The sequence below is a fragment of the Methanospirillum sp. genome (genome assembly GCF_035560735.1).
Classification (GTDB): domain Archaea; phylum Halobacteriota; class Methanomicrobia; order Methanomicrobiales; family Methanospirillaceae; genus Methanospirillum.
Genome location: NZ_DATMYY010000311.1, coordinates 1 through 3,564 on the forward strand (window position 1 = coordinate 1; position 3,564 = coordinate 3,564).

The following is a 3,564-nucleotide window of genomic DNA, read 5'->3' on the forward strand; positions in this document are numbered from 1 at the left end:
GTACATGAGTTCATTGCCAGGAGATGCATTTACGGTCTTATTGACATATACAAGACCCTGTGTCTTTTCCAGACCCTGGTAATCATAAATTCTCGGGCCATACTGGTATCCGGTTTTTTCAAGCCACCAATCCGGATATCCGACATTTGTACTGGATCCAGTCGAGAGGTCAGTGACCATCAGGTTACTGTATTTTGCAACCAGGGAGTCTGATAGATTCCACCAGTCTGATTGAACCTTCTGGCTGTTTGTTACACTATAATTTGTCAGGTATTCGCCGCAGGCGGCAGTTCCATTAGTCTGGAGAATGTTTACTGCTTTTTTCTCGATTTCAAACTGTTTCTCCTGTTCACTCTTCTCTATCTTCTGTTGTGCCTCTTTTATATCAGCACTTATGAGACGATAGTTTATTGTTGCCCAGTTAGCTACAAAGTTAAAAGTCCAGTATGCTGAACTCCGGTTGAACTCTGTCCGATTAGTTCCAACAAACGACGCAGGGGCTGCAGTTCCTCCAGCATAAAAGGGCATGTATACTGTTTCTGACTGTGGGCCAAACCCGAACCACACAACACCGCCAACAGGATCTGGCAGCCAGCTCCGTCCCTGGATTACATAACTATACCCGGTGAACGTCTCAGAGATTGGTCGTGGCCAGGCTCCTGGCTTGATCTCTCCGGGATAGAGGAGATCGTGTGCATCAAACGTTCCTCTCCACCGGTATGGATTGCCGAAGGGACCAGCTGCCTCTCCTTTTGTGAGATCGAAGACAGTTCCTTCATAGTGATCACGGTAGAGTGTAAATGCATCAGAGAGATTGAGCAGTTTGTCAGGTTTGACTGAGAACGGATAATCCCGTGAGTACGTATCTGATACAAAGGGACTGAGATTTAGTGATGGTGCAACCCGGTTATAGATGCTCCAGATACGAGAAAGTGAATAATAGGGATGAGAATATTCACCGCCACTGACAACCTTGAGCCAGTCGAGTTTTTCTTGAGACGGACTATACCAACCATTTGCAATGGCAGACGGGAAGAGGTTCTTTGAATATAATATATCCGGATTGTTGGGATCTACATCCCTGATCCTGAAGGTGTTTGCAGCCACAAAAACTGTGCCATCGGGTATTTTTTGTGCAACCCAGAGTCCGCCCTTTCCATCAGGGGTGCCTCCTGATATCTCAATTACCCATGCTTCATTGAGATCCGCAATGGGCAGAGTTTCTCCAGTTCCGTAAAATCCGTATGTGTCGATCAGATTGCCGATGAGTTTTACAGCATCTCTGGCTGTGGTTGTCCTCTCGGCTGCAATATTGGACAGTTCAGAACTGTAAAAAATTCTTGTATTTTTATCGAACGATGGTTGAACCTTGGTATAATCAGTGCATTCGGCAAACATGAGTTGGTGTTCATTCACGATGCCATAAGACCCGGTATAATATCCATACGTATGGCTGACTTCAGGTATGTAGGCGACAAGATCAGTTTCGATGGTTTTTCCGCCATTAGGCTCATCAGATCCTGAATTCGGGTCATACCTAACTGCCCTCACAGATCCCGGGGGATGATCTGCAGGTGGGACATATATCATCTCTGTAACCTCGTTTTGAACCGCAGGTCCTACAACTCCCGCTCCAAACCCGTCATTTGAGTGAGCAACAAAGACAGAACCATCTGCCGATGCTCCTTTTGTAACGAGAAAATTAGTACAGGCCAACGACGGGTAGCAGATAAACATCAGAATCAGAAAAAAACTAATGAGTCGGGTTTTATGGTGAATAATTACTCCTCCGTTGATTGTGGATATGGCTTGGGATACCATAAATGCTCCCCCAGGAATAGGAATGTAAGATCATGCACATACGTTATGGATATCAGATACAACCAGATCAGAGAGAATTTTTGATGTCAATATCCGGTCTGTACATTCATCGTTCAGAGTATATCCATAGATTTTAAAAATAGAGTTAACCATCAGCCACTCGTGCTGAAAAATTAGAGAGATAGAGAGAAAGGAATGGATATGAGACGTTATGTTTTCACCAGGAGGGTTTTCGCATCCCATACCATCCATCTCCAACCCATTCGTCCATGAGTTCAACCCAGTCCTCATCTACCTGTCCATCAAAGATAGTACCGGTATATTCCTCATTCCATTCCCTTTTAACTGTCCGAAGTTCTGTGCGGATGAGATATGCTCTGCTTTTCGGAACATCGCCCTTGACTCCAAAAGCATCACCGATATCGTACGATTTGAGACCTTTTTCTTTCCCCCTGACAAAGAGACCTTTCATCTGCCCTATTGCATAAATAAACCCAGATGCCATTGCAGCTTCAGTCCCCCTTTCTATCAACTTCATGGTATCCGGAATACGGGCAACCAGGGAAAGGAGATCTAATACAGGTTTTTCCAGTTCCAGTTCGAGGTGGCGGTTACAGAAATCGACACAGAGATTATAGATTAGTCCACAAGAATATCAATATCGTTGCCCTCGCTGGAATCCACCAGAGCACGGGAACCAAAGAGTATAGATTTTTCCCCATAATATCATGTGGATGTAACATGTAGAGAGAGATGAATCGGTGAGATACCTTAAGTAGATCGATAAAGGTTCCTGTATTGTCACCCAATATATTAAAATGCATTTCATTTGACCTTTCGAGATTGTTTATTTCATAGCACAATCAGTCATGGTTACATCTAGTTGTTGTCATATTGAAAACCATTTTTAGATATCCTGACATCAGAGGCATAATAAGGATAATTGAGACTCAATTATCATTCAGGCTAAAAATAATGGCCAGTAATAAAAATTGAGTTAATAATTCATAGGAAACCCTCATGAACCGCTACGCGGTTCACACCCGAAACCATGAAAATCTCGTCGGTTGATCGGGTACTGTGGGTAGCAAGACTGTCTAATTTCTGAAACGTAGATCTCGTTAAAGAAAGTAGTCCTTGTTCGTACACCAGAATGCGACAAAGATCGCGAATGGGAAATTGGTGTAAAGAATGTGCTACCCACAGGTTAATTTATGTCAAAAAAGCGGAAAAAGGTTTGTGGAATAGACGTTCACAAAAGATTTCTCGTTGCGTCAATTCTGGACGATCAAGGCAATAGTGAAACAAGACGTTATGATCAGAATCTGGATGAACTCGTCTCCCTCAGGAATTGGATAACGGATTCTCATTGCGAATCCGTTGCAATGGAATCAACCGCAGAATATTGGCGTCCCGTTTATGGTATTCTCAATCCAGTTATCAACGTAACCGTTGGAAACGCCTACCATATGAAGGGTATACCTGGAAAAAAGACTGATGCATTGGACTCTCAGTGGATAGCAGAATTAGAACTCAATAATTTGATCACTCCATCACGCGTTTTTACTGGCGAACTTTATGAACTTCGTTCATTAACACGGGCACGAAATAAGATGGTCAGTAATGCCACATTCTATAAGAATAAGATCCTTCATCAGTTGGATGTTTGTAGTATTCGGTTATGCACAGTTCTCAAAGATGTATTTGGGAAAACTGGATATGCAATTTTAAAGGGGATTGTTG

General features: G+C 43.1%; 3 protein-coding genes. 1 reads left to right on the top strand and 2 read right to left on the bottom strand.

The genetic code is table 11. The features are described from left to right. On the bottom strand, positions 1–1,821 hold a 1,821-nt coding region (locus tag VN429_RS09170; protein WP_325632423.1), incomplete at its 3' end, for a dipeptidase. A gap of 217 nt (positions 1,822–2,038) precedes the next feature. After that, on the bottom strand, positions 2,039–2,461 hold the full coding sequence (locus tag VN429_RS09175; protein WP_325632432.1) for a DUF6398 domain-containing protein: 423 nt from the start codon (positions 2,459–2,461) through the stop codon (positions 2,039–2,041). Positions 2,462–3,035: 574 nt separating this feature from the next. On the opposite strand from VN429_RS09175, the gene VN429_RS09180 reads away from it, so the two are divergent. Beyond that, positions 3,036–3,564 (top strand): IS110 family transposase (locus tag VN429_RS09180; protein ID WP_325632428.1); only part of this gene is annotated, 529 nt, incomplete at its 3' end.